Source organism: Sulfitobacter marinus, assembly GCF_900116285.1.
Taxonomy (GTDB): Bacteria; Pseudomonadota; Alphaproteobacteria; order Rhodobacterales; family Rhodobacteraceae; genus Sulfitobacter; species Sulfitobacter marinus.
The window spans coordinates 187,798-207,529 of sequence record NZ_FPAJ01000004.1; the positions used below are offsets into that span (position 1 = coordinate 187,798).

Genomic DNA, 19,732 nt, shown 5'->3' on the forward strand with positions numbered 1-19,732 from the left:
GGAACATCTGAAAGATCCCAGAAGAAAGCTTTGATACGGTAAAAGTTTTGCTTAGATACTAAGTCTCATAGAAGTCAGTTTGTTCATTAGCACAGTTCTTAATCGTCAGTTCTTTCAAGGTAAGTTTCAGTCACAAAATCTACAAATGCTATTGCCGAAGCGGCGGCTAATCTAGCGTGCCGCGGTTTCAAGCCCCGATGCTTGCCGTCTCGACCATGCCCTGAGCCGTAAAGTCCACGTAGTTCTGCTATGCCTTTGGTAATTGAGGTAAGGTTGCTCAATGTCCGTCGTATTATCTCAGAACCCTTGGCTTCCGCTGAAATTCCATCAGGAAGTAATCCTAGCTCTCGACACATCTTTTTTGAGAGGGTTGGCAGGTCGTCGGTTTTTTCGACGGCAACACCTAGTTCGTCTAGGATCGCTTTGCAGCATGACTCGACTAGGTCTTTTGCCGTCCCGATGGCTAGGGCTGGATCGGTATCAATCGCTTCATTTATACGCGTAATTTCAGTTTGCATCCAGTTTGAAGACAGCGTTTTTGCGGCTGTTCTTGCTCGATTGATTTGGCTGTGGAACTCACTTGTTCTTCGCGCACCATATCTCGCACGCCCTGCAATTTTGCCTTTTTCGAATAGTTGCCAACCGATCGGGTTTAGCTGTTCATCGAAATGACTCCGCAGCATAATTGCTTGATCCTTGTCGGTTCTTACTAACGGGTGGATCATTTCACAGATGAACTTTAGGAAGGCTTCGTCTGAACCAGATAGCAATCCAAATCGTGCATCTGAGAAGACCCAATTTTTTTCCCAGTCTGAATTGTTTTCACAATGCTGGTAAATGTCTCCGGCAGCTGTTGGATATCGTTGATCATACGAAGGCAGTGCATCTAGGTCAAATAAGCGACTTAGGAAATCGGTGTCACTCAATCTCCCGCCATAATAGACGTCTTCTAGATCGATGGCATCAAATATGTTTTGCCTGACTTCTCTGCCGATTTCATTTCTCAAACAACCCGACCCCATAGATCATACTCGCCCGCTTCCTCGACCTCGACCGTGACGATGTCGCCGACCGACAGCCCTTCGAAACCTTCATCGATAAACAGGTTCCCGTCGACCTCGGGCGCGTCGGCTTTGGTTCGACAAGTCGCAGCGTCACCGTCGATCTCGTCTACGATCACATCCATCCGGCGACCGACTTTGGCTTCCAGCTTGGCCTCGGAGATGGCCTGAGCTTTCTCCATAAACCGGTTCCAGCGGTCTTGTTTAACCTCGTCCGGCACGTGATCTGGCAGCGCGTTTGACCGTGCGCCATCGACGTTTTCATATTGAAAGCAACCGACCCGGTCCAATTGCGCCTCGTCCAGCCAATCCAGCAGGGTTTGGAATTCAGACTCGGTCTCGCCCGGGTAGCCGACGATAAATGTCGACCGCAGGGTGATGTCGGGGCAGGTATCGCGCCAGGCGGCGATTTCGTCCAGCGTTTTGGCGGCGGCGGCGGGGCGGGCCATGCGTTTGAGAACATCAGGATGTGCGTGTTGAAACGGGATATCCATGTAGGGCAGCACCAGCCCTTCGGCCATCAAGGGGATCAGCTTGCGCACATGGGGGTAGGGATAGACGTAGTGCAGGCGCACCCACGCGCCGAGCGACCCCAGATCGCGTGCCAGATCAGTGATATGGGCGCGGTGGCCGCGATCTTCGGCGTGTTTGATGTCCACACCGTAGGCCGAGGTATCCTGCGAGATCACCAGCAGTTCTTTCACGCCGCTTTGAACCAGCTTTTCCGCCTCGCGCATCACCGCATGGGCGGGGCGCGATTGCAGGCGGCCGCGCATGTCGGGGATGATGCAGAACTTGCATTTATGGTTACAGCCTTCTGAGATTTTCAGATAACTGTAATGGCGCGGCGTCAGGCTGACGGCTTGGGCAGGCAGCAGATCAATGAACGGATCGGGCGAGGGTGGCACGGCCCCGTGCACGGCATCCAAGACCTGTTCATATTGGTGCGGGCCTGTGACCGCCAGAATGCGTGGATGGTGTTCGCGGATGTAATCGGGTTCGGCCCCCAAACACCCTGTCACAATCACACGGCCATTTTCCTTGAGCGCTTCGCCAATGGCATCCAGGCTTTCGGCCTTGGCTGAATCCAGAAACCCGCAGGTGTTCACAATCACTGCATCCGCGCCGGAATAGTCGGGCGAAACGCCGTACCCTTCGGCGCGCAAGCGGGTCAGGATCCGTTCGGAATCGACCAACGCTTTGGGACAGCCCAGCGATACCATGCCGATGGTCGGCTGGCCGGGGCGGGACGGGTTGCTGATTTTTGCCTTGGGGGCAAGATCAGGACGCAGATTGGGTGGGTTTGTGCTCATGAAATGCGCTATAAGCCATGCAAAGGGTCTGCGAAAGGCCCAGCTTTGGGCTAGGAGACGGGTTATGAAATGGATTTTCAGATTGATCGGCATTGTGCTGCTGATTGTGGTGGTGGCAGTAGGGTCGCTGTTCTTGCTGCCCGCTGACAGGATCGCACGGATCGCTGCAGATCAGCTGCGCAACCTGACCGGACGCGAAGTGACCATCGCCGGCGATGTCGGGATCACTTTTTGGCCGGTTCTTGGGGTCAGCGCAGACGGGCTTGAGGTTGGCAATGCATCATGGGCCAAGGACGGTCCGATGCTGTCTGCCGCGAATGCTGCGATTGGCGTTGATGCCTGGTCGCTGATCCGTGGTGAGATCAAGATTACCAACATTGACGCGCAAAGCCCGACGATCCGGCTGGAGCATCGCAAGGATGGGCGCGCCAGTTGGCAATTCACCGATGGTGGAGGCGCGGCGCAGATCGAAGCCACGCCAGCCGCCCCGGCAAGCACCCCGCGCCCCTTGACGATCCAGAGGCTGAATATCACGGACGCCACGTTGATCTATGACGCGGAAGGTGCCGATCTGGTCCGGTACGAAGGCGTTGATCTGTCCTTGGACTGGCCGGAGCGTGCCGGTGATGCAGTGATCAACGCGGCGCTGCGCCCTGCTGGTGAACGTGTTTCGGTGCAGGCCAATATCTCGCGCTTCGATCAATTCCTGAACGGTGATGTGCGCGCTGTGACGGCGCGGCTGGATACCAAAGGCGGCGGGTTTACCTTGAACGGACGGGCGGGCCTGAACGGTTCCGTCGCTGGCGATCTGGTGTTGAAGTTGCCCGATACGTCGCGTTTTTTTGTGTCGCTGGGGGCCGGGGCTGTCGCACTCCCCCAAGGGTTGGGACGTAGCGCGGATGTGACATTGCAATTGACGCTGACCCCCGACCGCCGTCTGGCCCTGCGCGAGATGACTGCCGATCTGGGCGGCAACACCTTGCGCGGTGCCGCGGATATTACGTTGAACGGCACGCCGAATATCAACGCACAGCTGAGTACCGGGGTGCTGAACTTGGCAAGTATGGCGGGAAGTGGCAGTGGAAGCGGAGGTGGGAGTGGCGCTGGCGTTGGAAGCGGCACTGGTGGTGCGGCACCCGCTGGGCCGTCAGGCTGGTCGACCTCGCGGATCAATGCATCAGCATTGGCGTCATTCAACGGCGACATTGCGCTGCGGGCCGAGGGCGTCGAGCTGGGCAGTCTCACATTGGGGCATACACGGGTTCTGTTGCGCAACGACAGCGCGCGAATGGTGGCTGAACTGCGCGAGATCAATGCCTATGGCGGTATGGTCAGTGGTGAGTTCGTGGTGAACAATCGCAATGGGCTGTCTGTCGGCGGCACGCTGGCTGCGCGCGCTATCCAAATGCAGCCGCTGCTGACCCAAGCGGCCGATCTGTCGCGGTTCAAAGGGACCGGTGACGCTGATCTGTCGTTTTTGGGCGCAGGGCAATCGATTGATGCCATCATGCGATCGCTCAAGGGGGATGGCGCGGTTAACGTGGGGCGCGGCAGCATCGATGGGATCGATCTAGATGCATTGATGGGCAATTTTGACGTTCGGGGTGGAACGACGGTCTTTGATTCCCTTGCTGCAACTTTCACGATGAACCAGGGTGTGCTGAACAATAACGATCTGACCATGCTGTTGCCGAATTTTAATGCGACAGGTGCTGGCAAGGTCGGGATCGGTGCGCGGACCATTGATTATACGGTTACGCCAAAGGCCCTGCGTGTGAACAAAGACCGTGGTCTGGCGATCCCGGTACGTATTGTGGGGCCTTGGGCATCACCGGAAATCAAAGCCGATCTTCAAGCGGCGATTGATTTGAACTTTGCCGCCGAGAAAGCAAAAGCGCAGCAAAAACTGGAGGAAAAGCTGCAAGAGGAGCTGGGCGTTACACGCGAGGATGGGCAATCGGTCGAGGACGCGGTGAAAGACCGCGTTGAAGATAAGCTGAAACGTGAGCTGTTCAAGATATTTGACTAGCAGCGAGGGCCGGAATTTTTAGAGAATTCCGGCCCCAAAAGTTTGAATTTTCCGCACGCGACTTTAGCTGCTGTAGGGCATAGCTAGAAACGTCTGCATCACCCCGTCTTTACCTGCACCAGATGGGGCGTTATGGCTATGCCAAGCGCAAGGAGCACCTCATGGCCGATGAACTTTTCAACTCTTTTATGAACGGACCTGATGAAAACGGACGGTTTGGCGATTTCGGCGGGCGTTTCGTTTCTGAAACCCTGATGCCGCTTATTCTTGAGCTGGAAGAACAGTACGAAAAGGCCAAGACCGACGAGAGTTTCTGGGCCGAAATGGATTTCCTGTGGAAGCACTATGTTGGCCGGCCCAGCCCGTTATATTTCGCAGAGCGTCTGACGGACCATCTGGGCGGTGCCAAGGTTTATATGAAGCGCGATGAGCTGAACCACACCGGTGCGCATAAGATCAACAACGTGCTGGGCCAGATCATCCTTGCCCGCCGCATGGGCAAAAAACGCATTATCGCGGAAACCGGCGCGGGCCAACACGGGGTGGCGACAGCAACTGTCTGCGCCAAGTTCGGCCTGCAATGTGTGGTTTACATGGGCGCACATGACGTTGAACGCCAGGCACCCAACGTGTTCCGCATGCGCTTGCTTGGGGCTGAAGTGATCCCTGTCACATCTGGCCGTGGCACGTTGAAAGACGCGATGAACGATGCCTTGCGTGACTGGGTGACGAACGTCCGCGATACATTCTACTGCATCGGTACTGTCGCAGGCCCGCACCCGTACCCCGCCATGGTGCGCGATTTCCAAAGCATCATCGGCAAGGAAGTGCGCGAACAGATGGCGGAGGCCGAAGACCGTCTGCCCGACACGTTGATTGCCGCGATTGGTGGTGGGTCAAATGCCATGGGCCTGTTCTATCCGTTCCTTGACGACAAAGAGGTCAACATCATTGGCGTCGAAGCCGGCGGTAAAGGCGTGAATGACAAGATGGAGCATTGCGCGTCCCTGACCGGTGGGCGTCCGGGCGTGTTGCACGGCAACCGCACCTATCTGTTGCAAGATGACGATGGCCAAATCCTTGAAGGGTTCTCGATCTCGGCGGGCCTTGATTACCCGGGCATCGGGCCAGAGCATTCGTGGCTGCACGAGATTGGCCGCGCGAAATACGTGTCGATCACCGATGTCGAGGCGTTGGAGGCGTTCCAATTGTGCTGCAAGCTGGAAGGGATCATTCCCGCGCTTGAGCCCTCGCACGCATTGGCGCATGTGATGAAGATCGCGCCAGAGCTGCCGAAAGATCACATTATCTGCATGAATATGTGCGGTCGCGGGGACAAAGACATCTTTACCGTCGCCAAGGCGCTGGGCTTTGAAATGGGTGAATTTGCCTAAAGGTGATTTCTAGGATGCATTTTACGTGCATCCTAGTCGCTGACTAATCAGTCAGGATCGCATGTTGGCGCAGTATTTCCAGCGGCACGATCTCTAATGCGCGTTTATGCGTTGCCTCAAGATGGACCTGCGGCGCGCAGCCTTCGTCGGCAGCCTGCAGGAAACGGCTTGCGCATAGGCACCATGGATCGCCGGGTTTCAGGCCGACAAAGCCGAACTCGGGCCGTGATGTGCTAAGGTCATTCCCGACGTATTTGGAAAACGCCAAAAACTCCGCCGTCATCACCGCGCAAACTGTATGACTGCCCTGATCCGCGTCACAGGTGTTGCACATCCCGTCGCGGAAATAACCTGTCACCGGATCAGTGCCACAAATCGCAAGCTTTTCACCTAGGACATTAACGCTGGCGTCGGATTCCATCACTGGCCCCCTAATGCCGCGCTGATCCGCCGAAAGATGTCTACATTTTGGTCCGCGACACCGGGATTTCGAAACTTCCGGTCAGCCGCATTTGTGGCGATCACAACACCATCCGCTTGGTTGATATAGATGTATTGCCCATATATCCCGCGCGCCATGAACTCACCCGGGGCGGCCCCCTGGGGAACCCACCATTGATAGCCATATCCGATGGCACCGGGTTCAGTTGGGGCTGTGGGAGCAGTTGATGCGGCAACCCATGCAGCTGGAACAATCTGCTGGTTGTTATACATCCCGTTTTGCAAAAACATCTGTCCCATGCGCGCATAGTCGCGGGTGGTCAGGTTCAGCCCGCCCAAGACAAAGGCGACGCCCGATCCATCGGTCAGATAATAGGGCGCGTATTCCAACCCCATCGGGGCGATGATTTTCTCGCTTAGCAGATCGGGGATCGTACGGCTTGTCGCGCCGCGGATAACCATGCTGATCACATGCGTATCGATAGACACATACTGCCATTTGGTCCCCGGCGCGGCAAAGCTGTCCTTGAGCGAAGCAGCAAAGGCATCCAATTCGCCACCGAGGGCGATCACGCGGCCCATGCGGTTGATGTCGGAATTCTTGTCCAGATAATCCTCATCAAAGGTGACGCCGCTGGCCATGTTCAACACGTTGCGGATCGTGGCCCCATCGTAGGCGGTGCCTACCAATGTCGGCACGTATTGGGTGACCTGATCATCCAGCGATGCGATCTGGCCTTCCTCAAGCAGGATGCCGATCAAGGCGGATAGATAGCTTTTGGCGACCGACCAACTGATCCGGCGGTCTTCCGGCGCGGTGTCTTTGAAATAGTTCTCGTAAACGATATCGCCGTCCTTCAGGACAACCAGCGCGGTGACGTCCCGCTGGGCAATCCAGTCATCAACTGGCTCTGGCAAGGTGAATTCATCGCCATATTTCAATTCGGTCGTAGGCCCGGAACCCCGTGAAACCGGCGTGGACAGAAAGGCCCGATCCATATGGCTGAAGTTAGAGACGATCTTGTCTTCGGAGAACAATGAATTCACGGCCAGCAGGCGTGAAATTTCATCCCGCTTCCAAAAGCCGACGACGACGGCTGCCAATACCAGCGCCAGTAAAATTCGCCCAAGCCATTTTCCGAATGTCCGCATGATGGATCCCCCTCTATCTTTGAGGCATCCAATCACAGCGGCACCGCGCTTGCCAGCGCAACTTGGGGTCAGCCAGTATGCTGCCAGTCGATCCAGCGGCCATGGAAATCTGCGCGGCCCAAGTTCAGCGTGATATCGCCGGGCCACAAGCGCAGTGTCAGCGCGGCCCCTTTGTTGTTCTCGCCGTCGTTTTCCATCGACAGCCATGCCAAGGGGCGATTGGCCGTGGCACGTTTGCCTGCGGCCTCGATCAATGCCTTGCCGCGGGCCTGCGCGCCTTGAGGGAAATACTGCCATGCAACAGTGTGCTGGATCAGATGCAGGCAGCCTTGTGGTTGCTTCGGCAGCTGTTTCGCCAGCCAGTCTATTGCGTCGCCTTGCTGCACCTTTACATCCAATACGGACGCGGCAGAGCGGGTCAGGCTTAACCGGTTGGGCTGGTCCGGCCAAAGATACGCCATAAGCCGCATCAGGTGATCCGGGCGCGTGGGGTCGAGCGGGTTCAAGTCCACGCCGCGCCGTTTTTCGATCTGCGGTTGGACCGACGGGGGCAGGGGCCCGGTCCAGTCGGGCGATAGCAGGATCGTTGACATGTTGGGGCCCAAATGGTGGCCGTCGATCTCAAGCGCAAAGTGGTCCCACATCAAATTAAGGCCTCCGCTGGCCCCCAGTTCGGACAGGTGGATCGGCAGATTGAAATGCTTCGCAGCCACCCGCGCCCCTGCGATCAGGGCCGCTGACCGCCGCACCTCGTTAGTTTGGGGGGCATGGTCGGTCCACTCCAGCAGAAACGCTTCATGCGCGCTTAGGGCTTTGAGCACGGCCTCGGACAGCTCTGCATCCGAAACGCTGTTTGGCGGGTACACTTTCGCCAGTTCGGGCGATTTCCGGTTCAGCACCAGCGCATGTAAGCCGCCTGCGATACGCAAGGGCAGGGAGGCCCCCATCGGCCCGACATCGCCGGTGACGCTGGCAAATTTTCGACCAAGGCCGCTGTCGGTTGGCCAATCACGTGCGAGGACATTCATCAGCTGCCCCATAAAAGGAGAGCCCATTCCGACACAATGGCCCGCCTGATCTTCGAATGCCTGTTTCAACGTCATTTAAAACGCTCCACTAATTTTTGCAGGGATGAACGAGTGTCCGGCTCTGCGGTGAGGGGGACTGCTTGCGGTTTTGGTTGCGCGGGTGTCTTTTCAGCGGTGGCTGGTTTTGCAGGTTTCTTGGTCCCTGTGCCGGACCTTGGCGGCGAGACACGCATCGCCACGGCGTTCATGAACTTTGATGTATTTCCACTAGCCAGCTCAGGGGCACCATCACTGATGCCGCGCAGCACATCATCCAACCAGTTTTCATCGGCCTTGGCAAAATCGCGTAAAACATAGCCCGGCACGGCGTCCTTGTGACCGGGGTGGCCCACGCCAAGGCGCACACGGTCATAGTCCGGCCCGATATGCGCGTGAATGGATCGCAAGCCGTTATGGCCTGCATGCCCGCCGCCGGTTTTGCATTTCACTTTGGCCGGAGCGAGGTCGATCTCATCATGCAGAACAATGACATCAGCGGGATCGATCTTGTAAAACCGCATCGCGGCTTGGACCGATTGGCCCGACAGGTTCATAAATGTTTCGGGCTTTAGCAAAATAACGCGATCAGACCCGAACCGGCCTTCGCTAACCAACCCTTGATGCTTGGCCTTCCAGGGGGAAAATCCGTGATCCTCGGCGATGCGGTCCACCGCCATAAAGCCGATATTATGGCGGTTGCGGGCGTATTTCGCACCCGGATTGCCAAGGCCAACGATCAGTTTCATATGCCATACCCCATTATTTACGTCAGCATATCAAACGGATGCGCCAAACGGAATACGGGGCCGCCAATGGCGACCCCGTTTCGTCTTGAACAAACCTGCGACAGGTTGTGCGTTAGTATCAGTCTTCGCTGACTTCTGTTGCGGGCACTTCGTCTGCTGCAACATCTTCGTCTTCTTCATCGTCTTGGCTGGCAAGACCGGAAGGCGCGGATACCTGAGCGATCACAAAGTCACGGTCGATAACCGGCTTGGCGCCTTTAGGCAGAACAACGTTTGCGATTGTTGCGCTGTCGCCGATTTCCAGACCGGAAATGTCGACTGTGATGTGATCAGGAATATCGCCTGCGGTCACAACCAGTTCAACTTCGGGACGTACCATTGTAAGAACGCCACCTTTTTTCAGGCCTGCGCATTCTTCTTCGCCGGAAACCTCAACTTGAATGTACAGGTTGATTTTGGTGGTCCGCTTGAGACGCATGAAGTCGACATGCGTTGGCAGGTCTTTGACAACGTGACGCTGAACGTCGCGGCAGATCACACGAACGTCGTCGTGGCCTTCGACTTTCATGTTGAAAAGCGTGGCCTTGAAACGGCCGGCGCGCAGTTTGGTCAACAGCTTGTTAAAGTCCAGGTTGATAGGCAGTGGATCAACATCACCGCCAAACACGATGCCCGGTACCATACCGTCGCGACGTGCCTGACGAGCGGCGCCCTTGCCTGTCCCCGTCCGTTCGAAAGCTTCAAGATCAGGAATCTCTCCAGCCATGTTATTCTCCAATATGTTTAGGGCGGACATCCTCCAAGGCTGTATGTCCGCGTGAAGCCGCGCGTATAGACGGGATTGGCCGCTGTGAAAAGGCCAAAAACCACGCTTTGCCCGCCAGCATACGCCTGACGGGCAAAGAGTTCGTGTGTGGTGCCGCAAAATTCAGACGCCGCATTTCACGCGCAGGGTCATTCAGCGCGATTGGTCGCGGTCAAAACCTCTTGATCAGTCTTGCCACTCACCCTCGAAATCTTTTGGGATCAGCAGGTTATGCTTGCCCAATGCCTCGACCGAGGTTTCACCGCAAAGCGCCATTGTGAGATCCAGTTCCTTGTGGATCACCTCGAGGGCAGTTGTGACGCCCTTTTGGCCCATTGCGCCCAGACCATAGATAAACGCGCGGCCGATGTAGGTGCCCTTGGCCCCCATCGCCATTGCTTTCAACACGTCCTGGCCGGATCTGATTCCACTGTCCAGATGCACTTCAACCTGATCGCCGACAGCATCAAGGATCGAGGGCAGCGCCCGGATCGAGCTGATGGCCCCATCCAGCTGACGCCCGCCGTGGTTGCTGACGATGATTGCATCCGCCCCGACCTTGAGCGCCATTTTAGCGTCCTCGGCGTCCAGAATACCCTTGAGGATCACCTTGCCGTCCCATTGCTCTTTCAGCTTGGCGATTTTGCCCCAATCAAGGGTGGGATCGAATTGCTCGGCGGTCCACGCACCCAGATTGGCGGTGTCGTCCACGTCTTTTACGTGACCGACGATATTGCCAAAGGTCCGGCGTTTAGCGCCCAGCATTTCGATCCCCCATGACCACTTGGTCGCAAGGTTCGCAATGGTCTTTGCCGTCAGCTTGGGCGGGGCAGACAAGCCGTTTTTCAAATCCTTGTGGCGCTGGCCCAAAATTTGCAGATCAAGCGTGATAACGAGGGCCGAACATTTCGCATCCTTGGCTCGCTGGATCAGCCGCGCGACATAGTCTTCGTCGCGCATGGTGTAGAGTTGGAACCAAAATGGCTTGGTCGTCGCTTCGGCCACATCTTCGATCGAATTGATCGACATGGTGGACAGGGTAAAGGGAACGCCAAAGGCTTCGGCTGCACGGGCGGCTTTGATTTCGCCGTCGGCGTGCTGCATGCCCGTCAGCCCGACAGGGGCAAGGGCCACGGGCATGGCCACGTCCTGGCCGATCATCTGGGTTTTGGTTGTCCGGCCGCTCATATCGACTGCTACGCGTTGGCGTAGGCGGATTTGATCAAAGTCGGATGTATTCTCGCGGAAGGTCTGTTCGGTCCAACTGCCGGATTCGGCGTAATCGTAAAACATGCGCGGCACACGACGTTCATGCAGGCGCTTAAGGTCGTCTATCGTCGTAATCACGGGCATCGGCGGACATCCTAACTATTGGTCAGATTAATTAACCAATAGACGCCAGCGAAATCAATCGCTTTGCGATTATGCGCGGTGCGCACCGTCCGAAAGTGTCTTAACGAAGGCCAGGACCTCCTGCACGGGCGCGCCGCCTGCGATCTTGGACACAATGGCAGAGCCGACAACACAACCGTCAGCAACCGCTGCAATAGCTTCGGATTTTTCTGGCGTGTTCACCCCAAAGCCGACGATGACGGGCAATCCGCTGGCCTTTTGAATACGCTCAACTTCTGGCGCCACGTCGCCTGCATCTGCCTCGGCAGAGCCTGTGATCCCGGTGATCGAGACATAGTACACAAAGCCCGATGTGTTCTGCACAACCCGCGGCAGCCGCTTGTCATCGGTTGTCGGGGTCGCAAGACGGATAAAGTTCAAACCGGCCGCTTGGGCGGGAATGCACAGTTCGGCATCTTCTTCTGGCGGCAGATCAACCACGATCAACCCGTCAACGCCTGCAGCCTTGGCAGCGACCAAAAATTTGTCGACACCTTTGGAGTAGATCGGGTTGTAATAGCCCATCAAAACAATCGGCGTCGTGTCATCCTGCTCGCGAAAGGCGGCGGCAAGGGCGAGGGTTTTGTCCAGCGTCATCCCACCTTCAAGCGCCCGCTGACCGGCCAATTGAATAGCCGGGCCATCGGCCATCGGATCGGTGAACGGCAGGCCAAGCTCAATGATATCAACACCGGCAGCAGGCAGACCGCGCACGATTTCCAGTGACGTGTCAAAATCAGGATCGCCAGCCATGACATAAGACACAAATGCCTTTTTGCCCTGTGATTTCAGATCAGCGAATTTGGCGTCGATGCGTGTCATTGGTGCAGCCCTTGTTAGATGGTCCTGCTGCAATGCCGAATATAGCGACAGAAATCAATGCAGCACATCACTGTCGTGCCGCGGAATTTTCCAAAATCCCGGTCCGAAAAATTTGAATTTTTCCTCGCCGCATCTGGCCGCGCCTTTAACTTCGGGGTGCAGACCCTATCTATCAGCTATGAATTATGTACTTGCCTTGTTGCTCCCGCCGCTCTCAATCCTACTGACGGGTCGTATCTTTACGGCCATCATTGTGCTGCTGATCTGGATCCCCGCGATCATCTTTTCCGGCGGTCTGACCCATCCAATGTTTATCATTCTGGCGTGGATTTTGATTTACCAAACTCGAAACCACCCCTGACATCGCTAAGACTTGCGTAAACCCCGGCAAAACCCTAGGACAGCGCCAAGTAATAAAGGATGGATGTCATGGGTTTCAAAATGGGTATCGTGGGTCTGCCGAACGTCGGCAAATCGACCCTGTTCAATGCGCTGACACGCACAGCGGCTGCGCAGGCGGCGAACTTTCCGTTTTGCACAATCGAACCCAACGTGGGCGAGGTGGCCGTTCCCGATGCGCGCCTTGATAAACTGGCTGAAATTGCAGGGTCCAAGCAGATTATTCCCACTCGGATGACTTTTGTTGATATTGCGGGCCTCGTAAAAGGGGCGTCCAAGGGCGAAGGTCTGGGCAATCAGTTCCTTGCCAACATCCGCGAAACCGATGCCATTGCCCATGTGTTGCGCTGTTTTGAAGACGGCGATGTTACCCACGTCGAAGGCCGCGTCGACCCGGTTGCCGACGCCGAGACGATTGACACCGAACTAATGCTTGCTGACCTCGAGAGCATTGAGAAACGCCGCGCAGGCTTGGTCCGCAAGATCAAAGGCAATGACAAAGACGCTGTCCAACAAGACCGTCTGTTGGCGATGGCCCAGACCGCCATCGAAGACGGTAAACCCGCCCGCACCGTGGCGATTGACGAAGACGACGCCAAAGCGTGGCGCATGCTACAACTGTTGACGACCAAGCCTGTGTTATATGTCTGCAACGTCGGCGAATCCGAGGCCGCCGAGGGTAATGCGCACGCTGCGAAAGTCGCTGAAATGGCCGCTGCGCAAGGTAATTCAGCCGTTATCATCTCTGCCCAGATCGAAGAAGAGATCAGCCAGCTCGAAGCTGATGAGGCCGAGATGTTCCTGACTGAAATGGGTCTGGACGAGGCCGGCCTCGATCGGTTGATCCGCGCTGGCTATGAATTGCTGCATCTGGAAACATATTTCACCGTAGGCCCCAAAGAGGCGCGTGCGTGGACCATCAAAAAAGGCACATCCGCCCCCAAAGCCGCTGGCGTAATCCATGGCGATTTCGAAAAAGGTTTTATCCGCGCCGAAACAATCGCCTATGAGGATTTTGTCACTCTTGGCGGTGAAGGCCCCGCGAAAGAAGCCGGTAAGATGCGGGCTGAGGGCAAGGCCTATACTGTCAAAGACGGCGACGTGCTGCACTTCTTGTTCAACACCTAAACCGACGCGAGCGCTGATAGGCGCGCGCGGTTCTATCCTAATGCTTGCCGGACCACTTCACCCATGATTACGAGCTGGTAAACTCTATCTTTAATCGAAATGTATAGTTTGTCTTTGCCAACTGTTTTGGCGCTTTTGAAAAACGCCTTGCTCGCTTAACTCCTGCCACGGCGGCGGCGTCGAGGGCGGGCTGCCCGGAGCTGCGCGACACGCCTACATTTACAAGAGCGCCATTGTGGGACACAGAAACGACGACCGTAACGACACCGGTTTTACCGCCACGCGGACGCCGCTTTGCACGGTCGATTTTGGCGCGAATGGACGCGCCCCATGCCGCGACCAAAGACTGCTTTTCAGACTTTGACAGGTTCGAATGGGCCGAGGTTTGGCGGTTTCCAGCATTGGATGTGCCGCCCGTCCCCGCCGCAGTCGCCGCTTTGGACGGTGTCGAGGTCGCCTGCGCCGGTTGCTTTTTGACAGGTGCCGGCTTGGCAGGTTTCTTGACCGGCGGCTTGGGCCTTTGCGGGGGCTTTATCTTGGACAGGGGATGAACAGGGGGGGTGGGCGGCGGCGGTGCGACTTGAACAACAGGCACATCATCCAGCACGCTTGGGCTTTGCAGCATCTGCGGCAATGCGATCGGCGTGGCAGCAGTAGCCTCCAAATCCGGCGCAACGAGGTCCGCCAAAACGGGTTCGGGCGCTGTCAGTTCAACGCTGGCCTCGGCAATATCCGGTGGCGTTTCCCATGCTTTGATCAGATCGCCATAACTTTCGGGGGCTGCGACCAGCGTCATCAATTCGCTGCCCCCCGCGCCTGCAGACGCCGACGCCCCATCGCTGGGTTTTGCCCAAAAAGCAGCCACATGCAGGCCAAAAGCAATCAGCAGAAAAAGGGCACTGTTGATGACTACACGAATCATGGCTGAGCCGTTTCAACGCGTGTCGCCAGCCAGACATTGGTGATTTCACGGGCCGCAAGATTTTTTAGAAGGGCTGGAACCAATTGCGCATCGGCGTCGGCGTCGGCGCGGATAGTGAGCGGAGGGCGCGCATCAGGCCCTGTACAAATAACATCGGCGCAAAGATCGATATAGGTTAACTCAAGCGCATCAATCGCGGCGGTTTCCCCAATCGTGTCACGAAAAGCAATAACACCTTCGGCATTTATATAAAGCGTCAGCGCGCCGTCATCGGGTGCGTCAGAGGACGCAGTAGGTGGGATCACCTCAAACGGGTCAGGGGGTGCGATTTGCGCGGTCATCAAAAAGAAGATGAGCAACAGAAAAACCACGTTGATCATCGGAATGACGTTTTCTTCGCGTGGTTTACGCGGGGTGGGTTGGCCGAAATCCATCAGTTATTCCACCACGACAACTTGGGTAAATCCCGCGTCCCCCAGATCGCCCAGGATTTGGACCATAGCCTGGAGTTTTGCACCGTTCTTGGGACGCAGGATGATTGTGTCCGAGGGTTTTGAGGTCAGTTCGCTCAACTGTGAAGGCAGGGCCGCCCGCTCAATGGCGGTTCCGTTCAGAAACAACCCTTCTTCCGCGATATCCACCAACCTAGGCGGGCCTTCATAGACGGACCCTGTTGATCCACTCGCGATGCTAAGCGGGATCTGCATATCCATGCCAAAGCGCGAGGCCAACATAAAGAAGACCAGTAAAAGGAAAACCACGTCGATCATGGGGGTCAGCGATGGAGTGCGACGCTTGCGCGTTTCAGCGATATGCATTGCTCACTCGGCCGCCAACCCAGATAGCACCTGCTTGGTTTTCTGTGCACGTGCGGTTTGGAAAATACGTGTTCCGATGTCCTCCATCTCTAATCGCAGCCGGTCAGTAATGCTTTCGAACCATGTGACGGCAACAGACGCAGGAATGGCGACCGCCATGCCCGCAGCTGTGGTTAGCAATGCCTCCCATATGCCGCCAGCCAACATCGACGGGTCGGCCCGCGCGCCCGCCTCTTGCAGCGCTTGAAACGCTGAAATCATGCCCAGAACGGTGCCCAGCAAACCCAGCAGCGGGGCAATGGTCGCGATCAGTTCCAACGGTCGCAAACCCGCGCGGGCACGGGCCAGACAAAGCTTTGCAACCCGTAGCGTTTCGTCTTGCGCTGTTTCCCGGTCAAATTCAGGGTTGGAAGACGCTTGAAACGCGGTGCGCGCAAATCGGGCGCGAATGGTTCGGCGGTTACGAAGGTCAGCCAGTACAATATCTGAATTGCCATCTTGCCACGCGATAATTGACCCCTCCACCCGGCGGCCACCTGTCCATGCACCCAGCCAGATAAGATCCCAAATTTTCCAAAGAATAAGAGCGACCGTTATCACCGAAAGCGCGGCGATGGCCCAAATTGAAGGGCCGCCAGCCTTTAAGAACGCAATCGCGGATAGAGTAGCATCGGACAATGGCGCGTAATCCAACATCAGTAAGCATCCTTAACATGATGGCTGGCTGACGTGGCTTGCCTCTACCTGTGGTTTATAATCTTGATTATTTTTGTCAAGTAAATGACAGGGCGCTGGCGAAAACCCTCTCAGGCGCGGCCCCGACATACATTTCTGTGCGTCACCTAAAAAACCGGGCCCATAAGGCCCGGCTTGGTCGCGTTGGTGGTACCAATCAGAACTCGCGGCTTAACGACAGGGAAATAACCCGTCCCTGACCTTTGGTGCAGCCATAGCTGTCATAGCAAAGGCCTTCATAATCCTTGTCGAACAGGTTGTTCACATCAAGGTTCAGCGTCATTTCCGACATCTCGTAGCTTAGGCTCAGGTCAGCCAGCGCATAGCCGTCTGTTTTGCGACCGTTGGTCTGAGTTGCATAGAACGAGGACACATAGCGTACCCCTGCCCCAACCGTCAGACCTTGCACAAAACTGGCCGCGTCATAGTCGAACCACAGGGCAAGCTGATGGGGGGGGGCCATGGAATTATGGTTGTCGACAAGCGCGGTGTTCGAGGATTTGCTAACCTTCGAGTCCAGATAGGCATAGCTAAACACGCCTTCTACGGCTTCGTTCAGGCGCCCGCGCGCTTCAAGCTCAAGACCGCGCGAACGTACCTCGCCGGTTTGAGTAAAGCTGGACCACGTCGTGTCTCTCGTGTCGTATTCCTTCACATTGGTCTTGCTTAGGTCGAACACGGCAGCGCTTAGCATCAGATTGGCAGACGGTTGATAGCGCAGGCCTGCCTCCCACTGGGTGCTCTCAGAAGGGTCAAGCACATCGCCTGCAAACGTTTTACCAACGTTCTGGGTGAACCCTTCGGTATAGCTTAGGTACGGGGTCATACCGTTGGCAAATTCATGGGTGACTCCGATCATGCCTGTGGTTGCCTCGTTTTTCTGACTGCTTTGGGTCGAGGCGACCAGATCGTCGATGGTGGTATCAAACCGGCTGTGGCGCAGACCCATGGTGACCTTGGTGCCCGTGCCCAGATCCAGATGATCTTGCAGGTAGAAACCTGTTTCGCCATATTCCGTGCTCTTTCTGGAACCAAGGGCGGGATCAGCAACTGCGAAATCCAGATTTGGATTGCTGTAAGGGACCGTGTACTTTGTGTTGTCTAAGTATTGGGTCACATTGTAGCGCGATGTTTGGTGATCCAAACCGACCGTCAGCGTGTTCTTGGCAGCGCCAAAGGGCGTCGTCCATTTCAGATGGTTGTCGATACCAAAGGTTTCCGCATCTTCATCATTGATGAAGGCGTAATATTTCAGCCCGCTCGCGGATGCCGAAGAATAATCCAGTTGCGCATAGTCCGTCTTTTGGTGCGCATAGCGGAAGCTTTGGTTAAATGTGAGGTTCGGTGCAAAACTGTGCGTGAACTCCCAGCCAATTGTCTCTTGCTCTGTATCAAAGTGGTTATAGGCCGACTGCTTGAGGTTATAGCCCTCGGGCACCGTGCCCCATGCGCTGTCGATGTCTTCGCCGTTCACCGGTGCGAAAATCAGCGGGGTCAGCGAATCTTTTTGGATGTGGCCCAGAATCGTCAGAGATGTGTTGTCAGTCGGTGCCCATGTCAGGCCCCCGGCAAGGAAACTGCGGTCATCGGCAGAGCGATCAACTTCGGTTTCACCGTTCCGGACCATCCCCGTGAGGCGCGCGGCGACTGTGCCTTCCTCATTGATCACGTTCGACCAGTCGAAACCGACCAAGGCCGAACCGTTGCTGTCAAAGCCGATGTTACCCTCGGCCAGACGCCCGAACACAGGGCGTTTGGTCACAAGATTCACCATACCGCCCGCATCGTTCGAACCATAAAGCACGCCCGCAGGACCACGCAGAACGTCAACACGTTCGATCATATACGGGTCAGTCGTAAAGCCGGAAAAGTTCAACACTTTTTGCGGGAGACCATCACGGTACAGCGAAGAGGAACCCATATCAAAGCCGCGAAGGGCAAATTGGTCGAACCGGTTATCCATACCCCATGTCGACGGCAAAACACCGGGGACATAGGCGATGCTGTCTTCAACCTGACGCGGCGCACGGGATTCAAGCTCTGTCGATGTCACGACCGAAATGGATTGCGGTACTTCGGCAAGCGGCACACCGGATTTCACGCCGGTTTCGGTCGCAAGCGCAAGATAGCCATCAATTTCGCCCGAATAGGCAAGTTCATTTTCGACAACAATCGGCAGCAGGTCGATGACATCTTCTTGCGCGTGGGCAGGAAATGTGGCGGCCAAACTGACCAGTGCGGTTTGGCACAGCAGTTTGGGTCTCGTTGGCAAACGCAACGATTGACGGATATCAAAATAGGTCATGTAGCTCCCCAGGAAATGGCGCGAAAACGCACCCGGATGACGAGCAAAGAGGCTCGGGTCTCACCTGGGTCTGTCCTGGGATTTGGGCAAAATACCGCGAAGTTTGCGACAGTCAATCGCTTGAGGGGGTCTTTGGCGAATTACCTTGGTTCCCGCCATGGTTGCTGGCGGCTTTGTCCAGTCGGGGCATTAACCGCCCTGCAACCCATGAAATAGACAGCGGGGTTTGAAAACTCATCGCGCCGATTTCCTCGGCATCGGCCCACACCGATCGGCCGTTCTTGGACAGCGCGCTCTCGCGGTAGGCAGGCAGCCCTTCGATCAGCGCGCGCCCATCTTCGTCAGAAAGCCACAGGGCGACGTCTTTCTCAAAGATATCAAGGCGTTCTAGGCTGACTGAGAAATTGCCAGATCCGTCTGCCAGACCATCATATTCGGTCGGTATTTTCAGCCCAAGTGCGGCCATCAACCGGTTAGAACCATCGCCTGAACCGTACCCTATCAACTCGGTCCCGGAAACATATGCAACGGCGACTTCGGTGCCGGCCAGCTTGGGGTAGGTGGCGGCCAGATCTGCCAGTTCCTGTTCAACCCTGACGGTGACAGCATCCCCTTGATCGGTGCGGCCCGTGGCCTGCGCGATAAGGTGCATTTCCGCCTGCCAGGGGGCGGTCCATGCCGCATAGCCCAATGGCGGGCCAATCACGGGCGCGATCTGTGACAACCGGTCATAGATTCGCTGGTCGAGGGGCGCAAAGGTCGCGACGATCAGATCCGGTTTTTGCTGCCAGACCCACTCCAGATCAATTTCGAATCCGCGCTGGACCTCTGGTTTTGCGCCCAACGCCGCGCGTGCGTCTTCTGCCCAGCTCCATGTGGCATATGGGCGTGCGCCGAACCATTCGTGAACACCCACCGGCGCGATGCCGAGCGCATATAAAAAATCCTGCTCGTGATAGCCGACCGACACAATGCGTTGCGGCGTGTTTTCAATGCGGGTTTCGCCAAAGCCGTGCGTGATGATTATTGGCTCGGCACCTAGCCTCACAGGCATAAGCAGGAATGAAGCACAGCATATAAGGGCGGCAAGACGCATCAGACTCTCCAACAGGTCGGGCCTGGCGTCTGGCTTGGCGGTTTTGGCAGTGCTCTCGCAATCCCTGCCCGGTGTCAAGATCGCTGTGCGACCACTTGCAGCGCCTA

General features: G+C 56.4%; 19 protein-coding genes. 4 read left to right on the forward strand and 15 right to left on the reverse strand.

Annotated elements, in window-relative coordinates; translation table 11 throughout:
- Positions 1–98: 98 nt before the first annotated feature.
- Together BM347_RS12420 and rimO are read right to left on the reverse strand one after the other, a co-directional pair.
- The gene (locus BM347_RS12420; protein WP_175498560.1) at positions 99–1,007 is read right to left on the reverse strand and encodes an abortive infection family protein; all 909 of its coding nucleotides are present in this window, start codon (positions 1,005–1,007) and stop codon (positions 99–101) included.
- Positions 1,004–2,374, reverse strand: coding sequence for a 30S ribosomal protein S12 methylthiotransferase RimO (gene rimO, locus BM347_RS12425; protein ID WP_093916798.1), 1,371 nt, complete (start codon positions 2,372–2,374; stop codon positions 1,004–1,006). The genes BM347_RS12420 and rimO overlap by 4 nt, the downstream gene beginning before the upstream one ends.
- A 64-nt stretch (positions 2,375–2,438) precedes the next feature.
- Here rimO and BM347_RS12430 point away from each other — a divergent pair, with 64 nt between their 5' ends.
- Both BM347_RS12430 and trpB read left to right on the forward strand, forming a co-directional pair.
- Positions 2,439–4,403 (forward strand): AsmA family protein, encoded by a 1,965-nt coding sequence (locus BM347_RS12430; protein WP_093916799.1) that lies wholly within the window; start codon positions 2,439–2,441, stop codon positions 4,401–4,403.
- Positions 4,404–4,564: 161 nt separating this feature from the next.
- Entirely contained in the window at positions 4,565–5,797 is a 1,233-nt protein-coding gene (gene trpB / locus BM347_RS12435; RefSeq protein ID WP_093917064.1) for a tryptophan synthase subunit beta, read from the forward strand.
- A gap of 43 nt (positions 5,798–5,840) precedes the next feature.
- Here trpB and BM347_RS12440 read toward each other — a convergent pair whose 3' ends face one another.
- The 7 genes from BM347_RS12440 to trpA all read right to left on the reverse strand — a co-directional run bounded on the left by BM347_RS12440 (position 5,841) and on the right by trpA (position 12,222).
- Positions 5,841–6,218 (reverse strand): DUF2237 family protein, encoded by a 378-nt coding sequence (locus BM347_RS12440; RefSeq protein WP_093916800.1) that lies wholly within the window; start codon positions 6,216–6,218, stop codon positions 5,841–5,843.
- Positions 6,218–7,390 carry a serine hydrolase domain-containing protein gene (locus tag BM347_RS12445; RefSeq protein ID WP_093916801.1) on the reverse strand — a complete coding sequence of 391 codons (1,173 nt, stop codon included), beginning with the start codon at positions 7,388–7,390 and terminating at the stop codon, positions 6,218–6,220. The genes BM347_RS12440 and BM347_RS12445 overlap by 1 nt, the downstream gene beginning before the upstream one ends.
- A 68-nt stretch (positions 7,391–7,458) precedes the next feature.
- Complete coding sequence (locus BM347_RS12450; protein ID WP_093916802.1) at positions 7,459–8,493, reverse strand: DUF2332 domain-containing protein; 1,035 nt, start codon at positions 8,491–8,493, stop codon at positions 7,459–7,461.
- On the reverse strand, positions 8,490–9,203 hold the full coding sequence (gene pth, locus BM347_RS12455; RefSeq protein WP_093916803.1) for an aminoacyl-tRNA hydrolase: 714 nt from the start codon (positions 9,201–9,203) through the stop codon (positions 8,490–8,492). Before pth ends, BM347_RS12450 begins: the two co-directional genes overlap by 4 nt.
- Positions 9,204–9,321: 118 nt before the next feature.
- Positions 9,322–9,969 carry a 50S ribosomal protein L25/general stress protein Ctc gene (locus BM347_RS12460; protein ID WP_093916804.1) on the reverse strand — a complete coding sequence of 216 codons (648 nt, stop codon included), beginning with the start codon at positions 9,967–9,969 and terminating at the stop codon, positions 9,322–9,324.
- A 225-nt stretch (positions 9,970–10,194) separates the two neighbouring features.
- Positions 10,195–11,361 (reverse strand): alpha-hydroxy acid oxidase, encoded by a 1,167-nt coding sequence (locus BM347_RS12465; protein WP_093916805.1) that lies wholly within the window; start codon positions 11,359–11,361, stop codon positions 10,195–10,197.
- A gap of 69 nt (positions 11,362–11,430) precedes the next feature.
- Positions 11,431–12,222: a tryptophan synthase subunit alpha gene (trpA, locus tag BM347_RS12470; protein WP_093916806.1), complete on the reverse strand. Its 792-nt coding sequence runs from the start codon at positions 12,220–12,222 to the stop codon at positions 11,431–11,433.
- Positions 12,223–12,400: 178 nt separating this feature from the next.
- On the opposite strand from trpA, the gene BM347_RS12475 reads away from it, so the two are divergent.
- Both BM347_RS12475 and ychF read left to right on the forward strand, forming a co-directional pair.
- Entirely contained in the window at positions 12,401–12,583 is a 183-nt protein-coding gene (locus BM347_RS12475; protein WP_093916807.1) for a hypothetical protein, read from the forward strand.
- 68 nt (positions 12,584–12,651) lie between these two features.
- Complete coding sequence (gene ychF, locus BM347_RS12480; RefSeq protein ID WP_093917065.1) at positions 12,652–13,749, forward strand: redox-regulated ATPase YchF; 1,098 nt, start codon at positions 12,652–12,654, stop codon at positions 13,747–13,749.
- A gap of 67 nt (positions 13,750–13,816) precedes the next feature.
- Here ychF and BM347_RS12485 read toward each other — a convergent pair whose 3' ends face one another.
- From BM347_RS12485 to BM347_RS12510, 6 genes are all read right to left on the reverse strand, one after another.
- A complete protein-coding gene (locus tag BM347_RS12485) occupies positions 13,817–14,671 on the reverse strand; it encodes an energy transducer TonB family protein (protein WP_093916808.1) in 855 nt (284 codons plus the stop codon).
- Positions 14,668–15,105 (reverse strand): ExbD/TolR family protein, encoded by a 438-nt coding sequence (locus BM347_RS12490; RefSeq protein ID WP_093916809.1) that lies wholly within the window; start codon positions 15,103–15,105, stop codon positions 14,668–14,670. Before BM347_RS12490 ends, BM347_RS12485 begins: the two co-directional genes overlap by 4 nt.
- Before the next feature lie 3 nt (positions 15,106–15,108).
- Positions 15,109–15,489: an ExbD/TolR family protein gene (locus BM347_RS12495; RefSeq protein ID WP_093916810.1), complete on the reverse strand. Its 381-nt coding sequence runs from the start codon at positions 15,487–15,489 to the stop codon at positions 15,109–15,111.
- A 3-nt stretch (positions 15,490–15,492) separates the two neighbouring features.
- Complete coding sequence (locus BM347_RS12500) at positions 15,493–16,185, reverse strand: MotA/TolQ/ExbB proton channel family protein (RefSeq protein ID WP_093916811.1); 693 nt, start codon at positions 16,183–16,185, stop codon at positions 15,493–15,495.
- A 196-nt stretch (positions 16,186–16,381) separates the two neighbouring features.
- A complete protein-coding gene (locus BM347_RS12505) occupies positions 16,382–18,529 on the reverse strand; it encodes a TonB-dependent siderophore receptor (RefSeq protein WP_093916812.1) in 2,148 nt (715 codons plus the stop codon).
- 112 nt (positions 18,530–18,641) lie between these two features.
- The gene (locus BM347_RS12510) at positions 18,642–19,583 is read right to left on the reverse strand and encodes an ABC transporter substrate-binding protein (protein ID WP_175498561.1); all 942 of its coding nucleotides are present in this window, start codon (positions 19,581–19,583) and stop codon (positions 18,642–18,644) included.
- Positions 19,584–19,732 lie beyond the last annotated feature (149 nt).

Excerpts from the sequence above, each read along its gene's own strand:
- rimO (WP_093916798.1), bottom strand. The coding sequence starts at position 2,374 with ATGAGCACAAACCCACCCAATCTGCGTCCTGATCTTGCCCCCAAGGCA.
- BM347_RS12430 (WP_093916799.1), top strand. The coding sequence starts at position 2,439 with ATGAAATGGATTTTCAGATTGATCGGCATTGTGCTGCTGATTGTGGTG.
- trpB (WP_093917064.1), top strand. The coding sequence starts at position 4,565 with ATGGCCGATGAACTTTTCAACTCTTTTATGAACGGACCTGATGAAAAC.
- BM347_RS12440 (WP_093916800.1), bottom strand. The coding sequence starts at position 6,218 with ATGGAATCCGACGCCAGCGTTAATGTCCTAGGTGAAAAGCTTGCGATT.
- BM347_RS12445 (WP_093916801.1), bottom strand. The coding sequence starts at position 7,390 with ATGCGGACATTCGGAAAATGGCTTGGGCGAATTTTACTGGCGCTGGTA.
- BM347_RS12450 (WP_093916802.1), bottom strand. The coding sequence starts at position 8,493 with ATGACGTTGAAACAGGCATTCGAAGATCAGGCGGGCCATTGTGTCGGA.
- pth (WP_093916803.1), bottom strand. The coding sequence starts at position 9,203 with ATGAAACTGATCGTTGGCCTTGGCAATCCGGGTGCGAAATACGCCCGC.
- BM347_RS12460 (WP_093916804.1), bottom strand. The coding sequence starts at position 9,969 with ATGGCTGGAGAGATTCCTGATCTTGAAGCTTTCGAACGGACGGGGACA.
- BM347_RS12465 (WP_093916805.1), bottom strand. The coding sequence starts at position 11,361 with ATGCCCGTGATTACGACGATAGACGACCTTAAGCGCCTGCATGAACGT.
- trpA (WP_093916806.1), bottom strand. The coding sequence starts at position 12,222 with ATGACACGCATCGACGCCAAATTCGCTGATCTGAAATCACAGGGCAAA.
- BM347_RS12475 (WP_093916807.1), top strand. The coding sequence starts at position 12,401 with ATGAATTATGTACTTGCCTTGTTGCTCCCGCCGCTCTCAATCCTACTG.
- ychF (WP_093917065.1), top strand. The coding sequence starts at position 12,652 with ATGGGTTTCAAAATGGGTATCGTGGGTCTGCCGAACGTCGGCAAATCG.
- BM347_RS12485 (WP_093916808.1), bottom strand. The coding sequence starts at position 14,671 with ATGATTCGTGTAGTCATCAACAGTGCCCTTTTTCTGCTGATTGCTTTT.
- BM347_RS12490 (WP_093916809.1), bottom strand. The coding sequence starts at position 15,105 with ATGGATTTCGGCCAACCCACCCCGCGTAAACCACGCGAAGAAAACGTC.
- BM347_RS12495 (WP_093916810.1), bottom strand. The coding sequence starts at position 15,489 with ATGCATATCGCTGAAACGCGCAAGCGTCGCACTCCATCGCTGACCCCC.
- BM347_RS12500 (WP_093916811.1), bottom strand. The coding sequence starts at position 16,185 with ATGTTGGATTACGCGCCATTGTCCGATGCTACTCTATCCGCGATTGCG.
- BM347_RS12505 (WP_093916812.1), bottom strand. The coding sequence starts at position 18,529 with ATGACCTATTTTGATATCCGTCAATCGTTGCGTTTGCCAACGAGACCC.
- BM347_RS12510 (WP_175498561.1), bottom strand. The coding sequence starts at position 19,583 with ATGCCTGTGAGGCTAGGTGCCGAGCCAATAATCATCACGCACGGCTTT.